Source organism: Acinetobacter junii CIP 64.5, from assembly GCF_000368765.1.
Lineage (GTDB): Bacteria > Pseudomonadota > Gammaproteobacteria > Pseudomonadales > Moraxellaceae > Acinetobacter > Acinetobacter junii.
Genome location: NZ_KB849655.1, coordinates 652,130 through 666,568, shown reverse-complemented (window position 1 = coordinate 666,568; position 14,439 = coordinate 652,130). Strand labels below are relative to the sequence as shown.

Annotated in this window: 16 protein-coding genes; 8 read left to right on the top strand and 8 right to left on the bottom strand. The window is 37.6% G+C overall.

Features of this window, described 5'->3' with window-relative positions:
* Window positions 1-419 (top strand): IS4 family transposase (locus tag F948_RS08955; RefSeq protein WP_004962893.1); only part of this gene is annotated, 419 nt, incomplete at its 5' end.
* A 51-nt stretch (window positions 420-470) separates the two neighbouring features.
* Here F948_RS08955 and F948_RS08950 read toward each other — a convergent pair.
* Entirely contained in the window at window positions 471-1,238 is a 768-nt protein-coding gene (locus F948_RS08950; RefSeq protein ID WP_004962891.1) for an RDD family protein, read from the bottom strand.
* 68 nt (window positions 1,239-1,306) lie between these two features.
* Window positions 1,307-3,685, bottom strand: a complete 2,379-nt coding sequence (gene ppsA / locus F948_RS08945; RefSeq protein ID WP_004912155.1) for a phosphoenolpyruvate synthase — start codon at window positions 3,683-3,685, stop codon at window positions 1,307-1,309.
* 158 nt (window positions 3,686-3,843) lie between these two features.
* Here ppsA and ppsR point away from each other — a divergent pair, with 158 nt between their 5' ends.
* Window positions 3,844-4,680, top strand: coding sequence for a posphoenolpyruvate synthetase regulatory kinase/phosphorylase PpsR (gene ppsR / locus F948_RS08940; RefSeq protein ID WP_004912152.1), 837 nt, complete (start codon window positions 3,844-3,846; stop codon window positions 4,678-4,680).
* A 70-nt stretch (window positions 4,681-4,750) separates the two neighbouring features.
* Entirely contained in the window at window positions 4,751-5,467 is a 717-nt protein-coding gene (locus tag F948_RS08935; RefSeq protein WP_004962886.1) for a hypothetical protein, read from the top strand.
* A gap of 40 nt (window positions 5,468-5,507) precedes the next feature.
* Here the strand turns inward: F948_RS08935 and F948_RS08930 are convergent, their stop codons facing one another.
* Both F948_RS08930 and F948_RS08925 read right to left on the bottom strand, forming a co-directional pair.
* Window positions 5,508-6,509, bottom strand: coding sequence for an LLM class flavin-dependent oxidoreductase (locus tag F948_RS08930; protein ID WP_004962883.1), 1,002 nt, complete (start codon window positions 6,507-6,509; stop codon window positions 5,508-5,510).
* 127 nt (window positions 6,510-6,636) lie between these two features.
* Complete coding sequence (locus tag F948_RS08925) at window positions 6,637-7,137, bottom strand: hypothetical protein (protein WP_004955072.1); 501 nt, start codon at window positions 7,135-7,137, stop codon at window positions 6,637-6,639.
* A gap of 246 nt (window positions 7,138-7,383) precedes the next feature.
* Between F948_RS08925 and F948_RS08920 the strand changes: the two genes are divergently transcribed.
* The gene (locus F948_RS08920) at window positions 7,384-8,097 is read left to right on the top strand and encodes a pseudouridine synthase (RefSeq protein WP_004962875.1); all 714 of its coding nucleotides are present in this window, start codon (window positions 7,384-7,386) and stop codon (window positions 8,095-8,097) included.
* Here F948_RS08920 and F948_RS08915 read toward each other — a convergent pair whose 3' ends face one another.
* The 4 genes from F948_RS08915 to F948_RS08900 form a co-directional block, all read right to left on the bottom strand.
* Window positions 8,098-8,541, bottom strand: a complete 444-nt coding sequence (locus tag F948_RS08915; protein WP_004912141.1) for a GNAT family N-acetyltransferase — start codon at window positions 8,539-8,541, stop codon at window positions 8,098-8,100.
* Between the two features lie 95 nt (window positions 8,542-8,636).
* On the bottom strand, window positions 8,637-8,945 hold the full coding sequence (locus F948_RS08910; RefSeq protein ID WP_004955067.1) for a type II toxin-antitoxin system RelB/DinJ family antitoxin: 309 nt from the start codon (window positions 8,943-8,945) through the stop codon (window positions 8,637-8,639).
* Window positions 8,946-9,055: 110 nt separating this feature from the next.
* On the bottom strand, window positions 9,056-9,970 hold the full coding sequence (locus F948_RS08905; protein ID WP_004912138.1) for a pseudouridine synthase: 915 nt from the start codon (window positions 9,968-9,970) through the stop codon (window positions 9,056-9,058).
* A 20-nt stretch (window positions 9,971-9,990) separates the two neighbouring features.
* Window positions 9,991-10,278, bottom strand: a complete 288-nt coding sequence (locus tag F948_RS08900; RefSeq protein ID WP_004962871.1) for a hypothetical protein — start codon at window positions 10,276-10,278, stop codon at window positions 9,991-9,993.
* Between the two features lie 121 nt (window positions 10,279-10,399).
* Here F948_RS08900 and tsaE point away from each other — a divergent pair, with 121 nt between their 5' ends.
* The 4 genes from tsaE to hfq all read left to right on the top strand — a co-directional run bounded on the left by tsaE (window position 10,400) and on the right by hfq (window position 14,398).
* Complete coding sequence (gene tsaE / locus F948_RS08895) at window positions 10,400-10,876, top strand: tRNA (adenosine(37)-N6)-threonylcarbamoyltransferase complex ATPase subunit type 1 TsaE (protein WP_004912134.1); 477 nt, start codon at window positions 10,400-10,402, stop codon at window positions 10,874-10,876.
* On the top strand, window positions 10,866-12,839 hold the full coding sequence (gene mutL, locus F948_RS08890; protein ID WP_004962868.1) for a DNA mismatch repair endonuclease MutL: 1,974 nt from the start codon (window positions 10,866-10,868) through the stop codon (window positions 12,837-12,839). The genes tsaE and mutL overlap by 11 nt, the downstream gene beginning before the upstream one ends.
* Before the next feature lie 6 nt (window positions 12,840-12,845).
* A complete protein-coding gene (gene miaA, locus F948_RS08885; RefSeq protein ID WP_004962864.1) occupies window positions 12,846-13,790 on the top strand; it encodes a tRNA (adenosine(37)-N6)-dimethylallyltransferase MiaA in 945 nt (314 codons plus the stop codon).
* 92 nt (window positions 13,791-13,882) lie between these two features.
* Window positions 13,883-14,398: an RNA chaperone Hfq gene (hfq, locus tag F948_RS08880; RefSeq protein ID WP_004962861.1), complete on the top strand. Its 516-nt coding sequence runs from the start codon at window positions 13,883-13,885 to the stop codon at window positions 14,396-14,398.
* The last annotated feature ends 41 nt before the right edge of the window (window positions 14,399-14,439 follow it).

Below are 14,439 nucleotides of genomic sequence, written 5' to 3'. Positions count from 1 at the left end.
ATGCCAAGAAAAGAGGCGCACCTGAATTATTAAGACGTATAGAGTTTTATGATACAGATAAGAAAAGAACATTCGAATTTCTGAGCAACAACTTTCATCTGGCAGCATCCACCATTGCTGCAATTTATAAAGACCGCTGGAAGATTGAGTTATTCTTTAAAGCCATCAAGCAGAATTTAAAACTGAAGTCATTTCTAGGTCGAAGCCGCAATGCGATACAAACGCAAATATGGATTGCATTAATTGCCTATTTGCTGGTGAACTTCGCTAAACACATGGCACAAGAAGGATGGAGTGTTCAGCGTTTACTGAGAATTATTCAGGTCAATTTATTTGAAAGGAAACTTTTAAGGTCACTCTTTGTGCCTGATAAAAAATGGCGAAAACAAGAAGAACCTCAATTGAGGTTCTTCTTGTGATATTTGTGGGACAGCAGTGGAGTAAATCCTCTTTTTTATATCTTCACTTATTTATTGCTTTACGACTTTCGTTTTGGCTATTTTATCATGCAAAGTTTGACGTTTTTTGTTCAACATGAAGAATCCATAATCAATAATTGTGATAAAAGGCATAAATAGTAGATTCAGAATGATGAAAAGTATGCTTCTCACCCAGAAAGCACGAATTGTACTTACATTTGTGGTTGTCTCAGCATCTACGATTTTGATTTTGGCAATTTTCTTTCCAAGACTTTGACCTGATTTTGCAATCATGAATGCTTGTAACATCAACATGATAATAAGATATGCAAAAATACTGATCCATGCTTCATTTGGAATTAATTGAATAAGTTGTTGTTGCAGTTCAACAGCTTTACTAGATGCTACGTCTGTAGCCTGTAATTGTTTTTGAATTTCAAACAATTGAGTGTATTGGCTTTGATCAAAAAAGAAAGAGGGAATTGCTGCCATCGGTAGCCATAGCATTAGATCAAATATTTTTGCCAACGCACGCGACGCAAATGACGCCAGTTCAAAATTATCAGACTTCGTTTCAAGTTTAATTTTGAAGCTTGAATTTTCAGCTTCATTTTTAATTGGTGTATTAAAAGTTGAATAACCTACAGGTTCGTATACAAGTTTGCCTTGAGTTAATTCTCCAAGAGTTTTCCATTCAGTCATACCTTCATGCCATGCTAAGTCAGTAAGTAAAACTTGTTGACTTGCGAGCATTTGGTTTACTTGTTCTAAACTGTAAGGTCCAGCTTGTTGATTGTTACGAGCCAAGTAAATTTGCATAATTTTAAAATCTCAAGAACTAAAGATGAAAAAAGACCCTACGAAAGAGGGTCTTTTTCTAATAAAGATTAAGCCTTTTTGATCTGCTCTTCTGCAAGGAAGAACCAAGTATCAAGTACTGAGTCTGGGTTCAATGACACCGATTCAATACCTTGTTCCATTAACCATTTAGCAAGATCAGGATGGTCAGATGGGCCTTGACCACAAATACCAACGTATTTGCCTGCTTTGCGACAAGCATGAATTGCCATTGAAAGAAGCGCTTTAACTGCTGCATCACGTTCATCAAACAAGTGAGAAACAATACCCGAATCACGATCTAAACCTAGTGTTAACTGCGTTAAATCGTTTGAACCTATAGAGAAACCATCGAAATGTTCAAGGAATTGTTCAGCCAATAAAGCATTGGTTGGTAATTCACACATCATGATGATTTTTAAACCATTCTCACCACGTTTTAAGCCGTTTTGAGCAAGTAATTCGATAACACGTTTTGCTTCAGAAACTGTACGAACAAATGGAATCATGATCTGTACGTTAGTTAAGCCCATTTCATCACGCACTTTTTTCAATGCGCGACATTCAAGCTCGAAACAATCACGGAAGTTATCTGATACATAACGACTTGCACCACGGAAGCCCAACATCGGGTTTTCTTCCTCTGGTTCGTATAATTTACCACCAATTAAGTTTGCGTATTCATTTGATTTGAAATCAGACATACGAACAATGACTGGTTTTTCCGCAAATGCAGCTGCAAGAGTTGAAATACCTTCAACTAATTTTTCAACATAGAACTCAATCGGAGAGGTGTAGCCAGCAGTTCGTGTCATCACTGCTGCACGTGTTTCGCGTGGCAAACTTTCAATATTTAATAAAGCTTTAGGGTGGACGCCAATCATTCGGTTAATAATGAACTCAAGACGTGCAAGACCGATACCTTCATTTGGAATTTGTGCAAAGTCAAATGCACGGTCTGGATTACCAACGTTCATCATAATTTTGAACGGTAGTTTTGGCATAGAATGAATTGAGTTACGTTGAACTTCAAAGTCTAACGCACCTTCGTAAATAAAGCCTGTATCACCTTCAGCACAAGAAACAGTGACTTCTTGACCATCAGTTAATACTTCTGTTGCATTTCCACAGCCAACAATTGCAGGTACACCAAGTTCACGAGCAATAATGGCTGCGTGACATGTACGACCACCACGGTTAGTTACAATCGCCGCAGCACGTTTCATTACTGGTTCCCAGTCTGGGTCAGTCATGTCAGATACAAGTACATCACCGTCTTGTACTTTATCCATTTCTTTAATCGAAGTTACGACACGAACTTTACCTGAACCGATGCGTTGACCAATAGAACGACCTTCACAGATAACTGTACCGCGTTGTTTTAACAGGTAACGTTCCATTGTGCCGACATTTTGGCGACTTTTTACGGTTTCTGGACGTGCTTGAACGATGTAGATTTGACCATCATCACCATCTTTTGCCCACTCGATATCCATCGGTGAACCGTAGTGTTGTTCAATGATTAATGCTTGTTTTGCAAGTTCATGAAGCTCATGATCATTTAATGCGAATTGTTGGCGTTCAGGTTTTTCTACATCAACCACAACAACAGATTTACCCGCAGAACCTTCTTCACCATAAATCATTTTTTGGTGTTTAGAACCAAGATTACGACGTAATACTGCATGTTTGCCATTGTTTAAAAGTGGCTTAGATAAGTAGAACTCGTCAGGGTTAACTGCACCCTGTACAACCATTTCACCCAAACCATAAGAAGCTGTAATGAATACAACATCACGGAAACCAGATTCTGTATCAAGTGTAAACATAACACCAGCAGCACCAGTTTCAGAACGAACCATACGTTGAACACCAGCTGAAAGCGCAACAACACTGTGTTCAAAGCCTTGGTGTACACGATATGCAATCGCACGATCGTTATATAAAGATGCAAAAACTTCTTTAATCGCGATCAGGATATTATCGATACCACGAATATTTAAGAAAGTTTCTTGTTGACCTGCAAATGATGCGTCAGGTAAATCTTCTGCAGTTGCAGAAGAGCGTACAGCTACAGCGATGTCTGGATTACCGTTTGAAAGTACTGCAAATGCCTCGCGGATTTCTTTTTCTAGTGCGGCGGTCAGTGGAGTATCAACAATCCATTTACGGATTTTTGCACCAGTCTCAGCAAGTGCGATTACATCATCTACATTAAGTTGTGCAAGTTCAGCCTGAATACGAGCGTTTAAACCGCTTTGATCCAAGAACTCACGATAGGCAGCAGCAGTTGTTGCGAAGCCACCAGGTACCGATACACCAGCATTGGATAAATGGCTGATCATTTCACCCAAAGATGAGTTTTTCCCACCTACGAGTTCGACATCGTGTTTCCCTAATTTTTCCAGACCGATTACGCGCGCTTCCAAAGTATTTACTCCACTTTTTTTGCAGTATGAATGACCATCATTGGTATGAAATTATACGAAAGTGCCTAGATTAACCGTTTTACTAAGCGACAGTCATGTTAGATGAGTTTACTATAAAGATTATAGAGCACTAAGACAAATGTTTAAGGAGAATTTTGATGCCCGTAAGTAAAGAAATTAAACGGAGCGTATATTTTATTTCAGACGGTACAGCGATTACAGCTGAAACCCTTGGGCATTCACTACTTGCTCAATTTCCGAACGTTGATTTTGACATTCATATTATGCCTTATATCACCACTGAAGAAGCTGCGATGAACGTTGTTGCTGAGATCAATGCTTGTCAAAATAGAGACGGTTCTTTGCCCCTTGTTTTTGACACTTTGGTTGATCCACATGTTCGTGAAATCATCAACACAGCAAAAGCTGTAAATTTGGATGTTTTTGAAGGCTTAATCAGTAAATTATCTGATGAGCTTGGGACACCACCAACGACTTTAGTTGGTCAAACACATGCAGTAACGGATTCTGAATATTATAAGGCTCGTATTGATGCGGTTCACTTTGCGCTAGACAATGATGATGGTGCAAGAACTCGACATTACGATAAAGCAGATATTATTTTGATCGGAGTATCTCGTTCAGGGAAAACACCGACTTCAATTTACCTTTCTCTGCAATTTGGTATTCGTGTTGCGAATTATCCTCTCACAGAAGAAGATTTGGATGACAATCGTTTGCCTAAAATTCTCAAAGAACATAAGAATAAATTGTTTGGCTTAATGATCGATGCTGAGCGTTTGGTTGCGATTCGCAATGAACGTAAAGCGAATAGTCGTTATTCGAGTTTTAGTCAATGCCAAATGGAGTTGCGTGCGATTGAAGGTATTTATATTTCTGAAGGGATTAAATACTTAAATGTGACTGAAATGTCGATTGAGGAAATTTCAACGCGTGTTTTACAGATGACGGGTTTAAAACGCCGTATTGGATAAAATGAATGTTTATTGAGTATAGATAAAAAATCTATACTCAAATTTCTAATAAGAAAAACGGATAGATAAAATGAAAAACATCTTCATTTTTATTGCATTAATATTTAGCTCAATTATTCATGCCGAGACTTTAGCCCAGTTTGAAAGTAGGGTAGTTAAAAATTATAAAGACAAATCTTTTTATGATGTGAATCAGTCAATAGAGACTGAGATAGTGGCTAAAATTCAAAACGATAAAACAAGCTTTAGTTACTCTTTTCCTGCATTTCAAGATCACTATAATTTGAGAACACATTATTCTCCTGACAAAAAAATAAAATTTTATACCTTCGATATCGGTGGAGGAGGAACAATGGGGGAGTTTTCTTCTTATTCACAAACACTTATTTACGGAAAGAATGTAGTTACTCCCATTGAGACTGGTTTCATTTTGGATGTTAAACAAAGTTTGTTGAACAAACAGCCAATTTATTTGATTGAGAGTTATTATAAAGGAAGCAGTTGTGTTGGAACATATGTTATTCAAAGCTTTAAATTGTTAGCATCAGGGGAGTTGGAGCTTACAAAGATTTTTCAAACCAAGAAATCGTTGTTGGATCAAATTACAGTTGATTATGATTGTAATCATCATATGGGCAGCAGTGACACGCCTGAATATATTCGTATCAGTAAAGACTTGAGTACCATAGATATTCTTTTATTAAACCAAAATTTCAAACCACTAAATAAGTATTTAAGATATGTCAAAAAAGATCCAGCTTATCAATATTTGGGTACAGTGAAGTAAGTATTTTTCTAAGTCATACTTACTTCATAATCTAAAGTACTTAACTGTGTTTAATTTCCATCAGTAGGCTAAAGTTGTCTAAACGTTTTTGGGTATCGTATATATCACACGTGAAAATAAACTCATCAACATCATATTGTTGGATAATTTTACTTAGGCCCGCTTGAACAGTATCTTTCGAACCAATTTGAGCCATCGCATAAAAGTTTTGTATAGCTAGTTGTTCAGCGCTACTTGCAAGGCCTTCAGTCGATTTAACAGGAGGTTTAAGTTTTAAACTATCACCACGAATCAAGTTTAAAATACGTTGATAAGAACTAGTTGCTAAATATTGGGCCTCCTCATCCGTAGATGCAACAACAGTTGGAATACCCATTGATACATACGGTTGATCAAGATATTCAGAAGCTTGGAAATTGTCGCGATAAAGTTGAATAGCTTGTCCTAGCATGCGTGGAGCAAAATGTGATGCAAAAGAATAAGGAAGCCCAAGTTTCGCTGCTAACTGAGCACTAAATAGACTCGAACCCAATAACCAAACGGGCACATGAGTATTTTGTCCAGGTGTGGCAATAATTTTTTGATTGGGTTGAGGCGCTTTGAAATATTGTAGTATTTCTAATACATCCTGAGGAAATTGGTCCTCAGTCTCTTGGCGACCACGTCGAAGTGCTCGCATAGTTAAAGGGTCTGTGCCAGGCGCACGACCTAAGCCTAAATCAAATCGATTGGGGTAAAGTGTTGCTAGGGTACCAAACTGTTCAGCCACAATGAGTGGTGCATGATTAGGCAGCATAATGCCACCAGAGCCTAAACGAATATGTTGCGTGTGTGCGGCGATAAAACCTAAAAGAACAGCGGTAGCGGAACTTGCGATACCATCCATATTATGGTGCTCAGCTAGCCAAAAACGTTCATAATTTAGTTGCTCTACATGTTGTGCGAGTTCAAGTGCATGGTGAAGTGAAAACTCAATACTTTTATCTTCGCGAACAGGTGCCAGCTCCAAAACTGAAAACTTTATCTCTTGTAATGATTTCATCGATATAACCTAAAACAATATATCGGAATAATACGATATATTGTTTTTTATGTATATCGAAATTTTTCGATATATTATCTCAATAATAAAAAAAGCACCCGAAGGTGCTCATATTAAATATTTAAAATCAACGATTTTTGTACCAACCACGGTGTAAACCATTGTCGTGACGGTATTTGTAACGAGAGTTGTAATAACGTCTATCATCGTATGAGCGACGATTTTCATAGCGGTCATCATATCTACGATTGTCTAGATCACGATCTTGACCTACTTTTTGACCTAAAACAGCACCACCTGCAGCACCCAGAGCAGCACCTACATAACCGCCATTGGTTCCTGCTACATTACGTCCTACAGTATAACCACCTACACCACCTAATCCTCCACCAATAGCAGCTTCAGTTCGATCGCGTTTATTACTTGACGCGGCTGCACCACCTGCACCACCAATCGCTGAACCAATCATAGCTCCAGTATTGCCACCGAGTTGTTGACCGATTGCAGTTCCAACAACACTACCCAGTGCTGAAGTCGCGGCAACACGAGTTGAATTATCCGCATGAGCAACAGACAGCATAGATGAGGTTGCAATAATAGTACTGTATAACCAAATTTTAGATTTCATACTGAGACTCCTTGTCCATTTTTTGGGACAATATTTTTGCTTGAAACAAATGTAACAAGAATTTTGAGCCAAAATATGGAGTGCAAGCCTCAGAGTTTGATTCTTTTAGAAGGGTTTTGTATTGCTTGTATTACAAATGGAGAAATTGTGAAGATTGCCTATATCGGATATACATACAGTTCAACATACAGCAGTATGGGTAAGGAATAGAGTACAATAAACGGAGTTTTTGATCGGATTTAAAAGATGTTGTTGGAAAAAATTTTGCAATCGCAAGGGTTTGGTTCTCGAAAATACTGTCAACAAATTATCAAAAATGGTTCAGTGACGATTGAAAACCAAATTTGTGATAATCCGAAGCAAAATTTCCCAACAGAACATTTAAGTTTTGAAGTTTTTGGCGAAGAGTATTTATTTCGCGAGAATGTTTATATCGTGTTAAATAAACCTAAAGGTTATGAGTGTTCTCACCAAGCAACGCATCATAAAAGCGTATTCAGTTTATTTCCCGAAATTCTTCTACATCGTGGTATTCAATGTGTTGGGCGGTTAGATCAGGATACAACAGGATTATTATTATTAACTGATGATGGTCAATATTTGCAAGCTTTGACCAATCCGCGTAGACATGTTCCAAAAGTTTATCATGTCACAACATCAGACCCTATTACACTAGAGCAAAAACAGGCTTTAGAACAAGGTGTTGAGCTGAGAAATGAAAAAGGAATTTACGCTGCTACGGATGTTCATTTATTTTCTGAACATCAGCTTTCTATGACGATTCACCAAGGCGTCTATCATCAAGTTAAGCGAATGTTAGCTGCAGTTGGCAATAAGGTGGAAGATTTACATCGTCATCAAGTTGGTTTATTTGAATTGCCAAAAATTCCAGAGGGTGAGTGGCTGTATTTATCTTCTACACAAAAACAGCTTAGTCATAATATTGCACTGGAAAAGTAATTATTTGAGGAAGCAATGAAAGGTGTTGAACTCATCATCACGCATAAAACCCATTTGCTCATAAAGTCGATGAGATTCAATATTATTTTTTTGAGTTTCTAAACTAATGCGTAAAGCATTTTCGTGTCTTGCAAATAAAATAGCGGTGTCGATGAGTTGTTTTGCCGAACCTTGTTTACGGTAGGATGGGGTTACATAGACATCATCCAAAATATAGTAGGTTTCACAAGCAACTGATGAGAACGCAAGATAAAGTAAGACAAATCCTGTAAAGACATTATCTTTTACGTGAATAAAGATAACACTTTCTTTATTGTCAAATCGGTGCTTCAAAAATTGGTAGGATTGCTTAATGTTTGCAGAGGCACCATAAAATTGACGATATTCATCAAATAAAACAGCAAGTTGTTCTAGGTCTTCGCGTGTTGCTCTCTTGACAATCATTCCTAAATCCTTGAGTTATAATTTTATTTGGATTGTCAGAATATCTAAAAAGATTCAGCTTAAAAATTAAAAACTTGTTTAAAAATGCAACATTGTTAACTTTTGTCACTTTCACCAAGCAAAGCATTTAGTTCTTCAAACAAATCTTCATGGTCATCTTCTAAGTCTGTAGATGTTGAATGATCAGCGGTTGTAGCATTTTTTGATTTTCTTAATTTCAGTAACTGTTCCATGTTGATGTTTTGGTTTTCAATCGCAAACGGGATAGATTTTGTCAAAACTACTTGTTTGAAGAAAAGTCGAACTGCTTGAGCAGGGGAGATACCTAACTGCTTAAAAACAGCAAAAGCTTGTTTCTTTTCCTGTGAATCAAGACGAACCTGATAAACTTCTGTTTTTCTCATGAAAAATATGACCAAATATTTTTTAATTATCGCTAGGTATTTTAAACGATCAAAAGCTAATTTCAATCGTTTTGAGTTGAAATAATGCTTTTTTTGTCATTACGTCATACTTACAATGTCAATTCATGGTTGGATCTAAAAATTCTTTGTAAATTACTGATCGGATCAATAAAACTAATTTCTTTTGCTAACAGTTGAAGTGGATGATTAAAGTCATCGTCTGCTTTATGTAGTACGGTTGGATAAAAAGGATCATTTAGAATAGGAATATTTAGATGATTGAGATGCACCCGAAGTTGGTGTTGTTTTCCAGTTTTGGGTGAAAGTTGATATTTAGCATGTTGGAAATTGTGTTCAAGTAATTCTATAAATGTTTCAGTATTTGCTGTTTTGTCATAGTTCACTCGCATGGTATAGAAAGGATGACCTTTTTCCATGTGTAATTCCAAAGACATTGGAAATTTGATTTCTGGTCGATATGCAGCGATAGCATGATAAGTTTTTTGTACTTTTCGTTCGGCAAAAAGTTGCTGATAGATTCCGCGTGATTCTGCTTTCTTACAGAAAAGCACTACGCCTGCAGTTTCACGATCAAGTCGATGTATTGGTGTTAGTTCAGCATATCCCGTTTGTTTTTTTAGTCTTACCAATAATGTTTCTTGAACGTATTGACCTGTTGGAGACATCGTCAGGAAATGTGGTTTATCCACGACAAGCAAATGTTCATCTTCAAATAGAATTTGATGCTCAAATGGCACATGTATTTCATGTGCCAGAAAACGATAATAGAAAATAAAAGTATTGGGCGTATATCTATCCTGGATACTTAATTTCATACCGTCTGAGGCATAAATTAATCCATCCTCAAAGCGTTGTTGCCACTCTATTGCTTGTATATGAGGGAATTGAACACATAAGTATTCAAAAATAGTCAATTCAGAGACATCATTGGGTAGAAAGACTTTACTGGCACTAACACCATTTATTAACGGAGGAGTAAATAGTGATTTTGCTGCTTTCATCATAAGATATTAAAGTAGGTAATTTAAACTGAAGGATGTGGGTAGATATTGTGTTTATTTTTAATGCTGTCATAGCATTCAATACACACTACTGCCATTTGGTTGAAATTACGAAATACATCAGTCATTTCTTGTTCTTGTGTAAAAACATATTCACATGCTAAACACCAACCTTGAGGATTGGTTCGATCTGAAACGTTTTCAATAAATCCTAATGGATGTCCATGATTTTGAACTAAATGCCCACATATGACAGCAGCATAGTTTTGACCGTGGCATGCACAGTCAATTAATAAAGCTTCAGAAGACATATTGATCCTTTAATTTTTGAGATCATAATTGCATTAAAATGTAGCAGCTTTTCTTTACGGATTAGGCTTTAAAGCAGGGCAATGTTATCATAGCTGCCATCCCAATTTTGTTTTATTTGCCATGTCGTATTCAGTGAAATTTACCCTAAATCATGAACAAGACACTCAACGTTTTGCACAAGTCTTATCTCAGCAGATTCGTTCAGGCATTATTTATTTGATTGGTGATCTAGGTGCTGGTAAAACGACTTTCACACGCTACTTTCTTCAGAGTTTGGGGCATCAAGGCTCAGTAAAAAGCCCGACATATACATTGGTTGAGCCTTACACCATCAATGGTCAAGAAGTTTTCCATTTTGATTTATACCGATTAGATGATCCATATGAATTAGAGTTAATGGGTATTAGAGATTATCTTGAAACACCAAATGGGTTATTTTTATTTGAATGGCCATCAAAAGGTGGTGATGAAATTCCACAGGCTGATGTTGTTATTGATATACAAAAATCAGATGATGAGTTAACTCGTTTTGTGACATTAGATGTAAATTCACAGCAGCTAGCCGATACTTTGCAGGAACAATTGCATGGTGCATGATTCAATACGTCGTATTCATACTCTTGATGCCGCACTAGCGAACCAAATTGCGGCAGGTGAGGTAATTGAGCGTCCTTCATCTGTAGTAAAAGAATTATTAGAAAACTCAATTGATGCTGGTGCGACTGAGTTGATTATTCGCGTAGCTCAAGGTGGCTCAACACTGATAGAAATCATAGATAATGGTCATGGTATTCATTCAGATGATTTACCTTTGGCTGTAATGCGCCATGCTACGAGTAAAATTAAAACTTCTGAAGATCTTCATGCAATTGTCAGTTTAGGTTTTCGTGGGGAAGCGCTTGCATCGATTGCTGCGGTGTCACGTTTAACATTAACCAGTAGTCAAGATGATCAAGGAATTGGCTATCAGGTTGAAGTGAATGGTACTGCGTTTGATCATCAACAAGTTCAAGCTGTCGCTGCACAGAAAGGAACACATATTCGTGTGCAAGATTTATTTTTTAATGTACCTGCGCGCCGTAAGTTTTTAAAGAAACCAAGTACTGAATTTGGTCATATTGAAGAAATAGTTCGCCGTTTGGCTCTGACTCATTTTGATATTCGTTTTGTTTTAGAACACAACGACAATATTCGCCTGAATTTACCCGTCGCAGATAGTGGAGAGTTACGCTATCAACGTGTTCAACAACTATTAGGTCAACAATTCATTCAAAATGCGTATTGGATAGATGCTGAAAGTATCAATATGCGTTTGTCAGGTTGGTTGGGTCATCCATCTGATGCACGTGCTCAAGCAGACTTGCAATATGTGTATGTAAATGGTCGTATTGTAAAAGATAAAACAATTTCACATGCTTTAAGAATGGCTTATGACGGGATTTTGCATGGTCATCAGCATTCTTCGTACTTACTTTTTTTAGAAGTTGATCCAGAAAATATTGATGTAAATGTACATCCAACGAAGCATGAAATACGGTTTTTGAATCAGCGTGAAGTTCACGAGTTTGTGCGACACTATGCAAAAGAAACTTTGTCACAATTTCAAACTGCAAGTGCTGATTTATCCCAAGCGATGAAAGTGGAGGAATCCACAACAAATTTTAATTACCAATCGCAACCTAAGTACCAAGAACAATTTAATTTACATCGTAATCATGTTGAAACTGAATTCTCAATAAATGATCAAAATCAGATTTCAACTGATTTACTTACAGAGTTTAATCAAAGTCGTCCACAAGCTGTGCAATATAATTCAGTACCGCAAGAACCAAGTTACAATGGTTCATTTCAACTCAATAACGCACTAAAAACTTATCTTGCTCCTTTACGAGATGAGAAAACATCATTTGAGCATGAAGATACTTCATCTGTGAAAAATGGTGACCTAGAGGGATTTAAAACTCGAGTAGACGAATTTCCACTCGGTATCGCAATTGCACAGCTTCATGGAATCTATATATTAGCTCAGAATACTGAGGGTTTAATTATTGTTGATATGCATGCCGCGCATGAACGTATTTTGCTGCAACAAATGAAATCAGCATGGGATAAACCTGAATTTTGGACATCACAGCAACTCTTAATTCCAAAAGTTGTTTCTATAACCCGTATGCAAGCCGTGCGAATTGAAGAATTACAATCTCAATTACAGCGTTTGGGTTTAGAAATTAATCAATATGGTGATGAGCAAGTGATTGTGCGTGGCGTACCTGCCATTTTACAAAAAGCTGACTTTGATCGTCTGATTCCAGAGCTGTTAAATGATCTTGATCCAAATGATGAAGCAAGAGGCTTATTGCAAAAACGTGATGAACTTTTAGCAGGAATGGCATGTCATGGTGCTGTTCGTGCACATCGTCAATTGAGTTTATCAGAGATGAATGCTTTATTACGTCAAATGGAACAAACTGAGTTTGCCAGTCAATGCAACCATGGTCGTCCAACGTGGCGTGCATTCCCACTTCACCAACTAGATAAATTATTTGCTCGAGGAGAGTAGTTCTACATGTCAAATCAATTGCCCGTCATCAATTTAATGGGGCCTACCGCAAGTGGTAAAACAGCATTGGCATGTGAACTTTATGAGCGTGGAAATTTTGAACTTATTTCAGTCGATTCAGCTTTAGTTTATAAAGACATGGATATTGGTACTGCAAAACCAACTAAAGAAGAGCAGGAACAATATCCTCATCATTTGATTGATATTATTACACCATTAGAAGTTTATTCTGCAGCGCAATTCGTCGAGGATGTATGTCCACTGATTGATGATATGCACAAGAGAGGCAAGACCCCGATTTTAGTGGGTGGCACGATGCTTTATTTCAAAGCATTGCTGGAAGGGCTTGCAGATAACTTACCTAATGCAGATGCGAAAACGCGGGAAGAAATCGTAGCAAAAGCGGAACAAGAAGGCTGGCAAGCAGTTTATGATGAATTAGTTGCAGTTGATCCCATTGCGGGGCAGAAATTTAAAGTCTCGGATAAACAACGCATTATTCGTGCGCTCGAGGTGTATAGATTAACTGGCGAGCCGATAACAAAACTACAAGCAGAACAACCTAAAAATCAACCATACCGTTACACTTTTCATAACTACGCTTTGATGCCTGATCGGTTAGAATTACATAAACGCATTGAGCAAAGATTGTGCAAAATGTGGGATATTGGTTTTTTGAATGAAGTGGAGGAGCTAATTGTTAAATACGATTTAAATGACAATTTACCATCCATGCGGTCTGTTGGTTATCGTCAAGCTTTAGATTTTTTATTAAAAAGTGACTTAAGTCTCAAAAATAAAGTAGAAATGGAGAACAAAGCGCTATTTGCGACACGGCAACTTGCCAAACGTCAATACACTTGGTTACGTTCTTTGCAAGAAATACACGATTTTAAAACTTACGTGACGATAAAGCAGGCGAAAGAAGACTTGCGAAACTTCTTTGGATAAAGCAAAATTCGCTGGCTGTCTTTTTATAATTTTTAGTTGAAAAATAAAGATAGTTTTTTTGCGCTGATTTAAAATTTTTTTTGGAGTTAAAAATGTCTAAAGGTCAAACTTTACAAGATCCGTTCTTAAATTCTCTCCGTAAAGAACGTATTCCAGTTTCTATTTTCCTTGTGAACGGTATTAAATTGCAGGGGCATATTGAGTCTTTTGACCAATATGTTGTTTTGTTAAAGAACACTGTAAGCCAAATGGTTTACAAACACGCTATTTCTACAGTTGTTCCTGCGCGTAACCCTCGTCCAGCTGGTGCTCAAGGTACTGGTGGCTTCCCAGCTCAAGGTGCTACAGGTGGCTTCGGTGGTCAAGGTGCTGCTGGTGGCTTCGGTGGTCAAGGTGGCGGCTTCGGTGGTCAAGGTGGCGGCTTCGGTGGTCAAGGTGGCTTCGGTGGTCAAGGTGGCGGCTTCGGCGGTCAAGGTGGCTTCGGTGGTCAAGGCGGCTTCGGTGGTCAAGGCGGCTTTGGTAGCCAAGGTGGCTTCGGTGGTCATCAAGGTGGCTTCGATAGCGAAACTAAATTCGAAGATGGTCAAGAAGACGAAAATAATCGTTAATTGATAATGATCGTTAAGAAAATGCCAGTCTAATTTCAGAC

Coding starts and splice junctions, on each gene's coding strand:
- tsaE (WP_004912134.1), top strand. CDS start 10,400: ATGTCGTATTCAGTGAAATTTACCCTAAATCATGAACAAGACACTCAA.
- F948_RS08910 (WP_004955067.1), bottom strand. CDS start 8,945: ATGAGAAAAACAGAAGTTTATCAGGTTCGTCTTGATTCACAGGAAAAG.
- F948_RS08950 (WP_004962891.1), bottom strand. CDS start 1,238: ATGCAAATTTACTTGGCTCGTAACAATCAACAAGCTGGACCTTACAGT.
- mutL (WP_004962868.1), top strand. CDS start 10,866: ATGGTGCATGATTCAATACGTCGTATTCATACTCTTGATGCCGCACTA.
- F948_RS08925 (WP_004955072.1), bottom strand. CDS start 7,137: ATGAAATCTAAAATTTGGTTATACAGTACTATTATTGCAACCTCATCT.
- F948_RS08905 (WP_004912138.1), bottom strand. CDS start 9,970: ATGATGAAAGCAGCAAAATCACTATTTACTCCTCCGTTAATAAATGGT.
- miaA (WP_004962864.1), top strand. CDS start 12,846: ATGTCAAATCAATTGCCCGTCATCAATTTAATGGGGCCTACCGCAAGT.
- hfq (WP_004962861.1), top strand. CDS start 13,883: ATGTCTAAAGGTCAAACTTTACAAGATCCGTTCTTAAATTCTCTCCGT.
- F948_RS08920 (WP_004962875.1), top strand. CDS start 7,384: ATGTTGTTGGAAAAAATTTTGCAATCGCAAGGGTTTGGTTCTCGAAAA.
- F948_RS08915 (WP_004912141.1), bottom strand. CDS start 8,541: ATGATTGTCAAGAGAGCAACACGCGAAGACCTAGAACAACTTGCTGTT.
- ppsR (WP_004912152.1), top strand. CDS start 3,844: ATGCCCGTAAGTAAAGAAATTAAACGGAGCGTATATTTTATTTCAGAC.
- F948_RS08930 (WP_004962883.1), bottom strand. CDS start 6,509: ATGAAATCATTACAAGAGATAAAGTTTTCAGTTTTGGAGCTGGCACCT.
- F948_RS08900 (WP_004962871.1), bottom strand. CDS start 10,278: ATGTCTTCTGAAGCTTTATTAATTGACTGTGCATGCCACGGTCAAAAC.
- F948_RS08935 (WP_004962886.1), top strand. CDS start 4,751: ATGAAAAACATCTTCATTTTTATTGCATTAATATTTAGCTCAATTATT.